The 1,117-nt window shown below is 60.3% G+C and carries 1 protein-coding gene; it reads right to left on the reverse strand.

Annotated features, from left to right (window positions below):
• Positions 1 to 1,117: sensor domain-containing diguanylate cyclase (locus M8523_RS36340; RefSeq protein WP_282589650.1), on the reverse strand; the 1,117-nt coding region annotated here is incomplete at both ends.

The following is a 1,117-nucleotide window of genomic DNA, read 5'->3' on the forward strand; positions in this document are numbered from 1 at the left end:
ACCTTGGCACCACGTTCGAAGTCTGGGGCCGATCTGCAGCAATCACGGCCATCGAGTTTGGCCTGATAGAGCGCGGCATCGGCCCGCGTGACGAGCTCGTCGCTTCTGCTCATGCGGTTCGGCTGCATGCACGTGACGCCGATGCTGACCGTAGCAACCTTCCTCGCCGCTTTGGGATGTGGTGCCGCCAATGCAACAATGGCCGTACGCATCATCTCGGCGACCGCAAGCGCTCCCGTGAGATCGGTCCGTGGCAGCAGAACCACGAACTCTTCGCCACCGTAGCGCGCCACGAGATCGGCCGGCCGATGGACGTGGCTGGCGACGCAGGCCGCCAGGTTGCGCAACAGCTCATCGCCCTTCTGATGTCCGAAGGTGTCGTTATAGGCCTTGAAGTGATCGGCATCGATCATGAGCAACGCGATGCTCGTGCGATCGCGCATGGCTCTTTGCCATTCCGTCTCGAGCACCTCATCGAAGCGACGCCGGTTGGCCACTTCGGTGAGACCATCGGTCATGGCCAGTCGCGCCAAGACGGCTTCGACCTTGACGCGACGCGCGAGCTCGATGTTGAGCAGCACCAGCAACGACACAGAGCTTAGGCATAAAAGACCCAGGACGCTGCCCACGATCACGGTCTTTCGCCACCAATCCGCGTATGCCCCCTTAGCTGAAATCTCAATCACTTGGATAAGGGGGAGAGCACCGACGCGGTGGAACGAGATCAGGCGCTCTTGGCCGCTGACAGGGGATGGTCCTTCAAACGACCCCACAGGCGGTGTTCGGATACGCGTGAAGCTGTCGCTTGCCCTGAAGCTCTTGTTGACAACGTCAGAGACGAAGGGCTTACGCGTGACGACCGTGCCATCGGTCCTGAACAATGTGATTGCATCCTCGGCGCCCTGATTCAAAGTGGCGTAGAGTTTGTCGAGGTAAGACAGCTTGAGCGACGCCAGTGCGACGCCGCCAAAGCTGCCGTCTGGATTGTTGATCCGCCTCGTCAGCGCGATGGTCCACGTGCCACTGATGCGGCTGAGGAATGGCTTGCTGACGAATAGGCCAACATCGTTGCCGGTGGTATGGACTTTGAAGTAGTCGCGATCGGCAAAGCAGTCCG

Origin of the sequence: Lichenifustis flavocetrariae (assembly GCF_026130545.1) — a bacterium.
Taxonomy (GTDB): domain Bacteria; phylum Pseudomonadota; class Alphaproteobacteria; order Rhizobiales; family Beijerinckiaceae; genus Lichenihabitans; species Lichenihabitans flavocetrariae.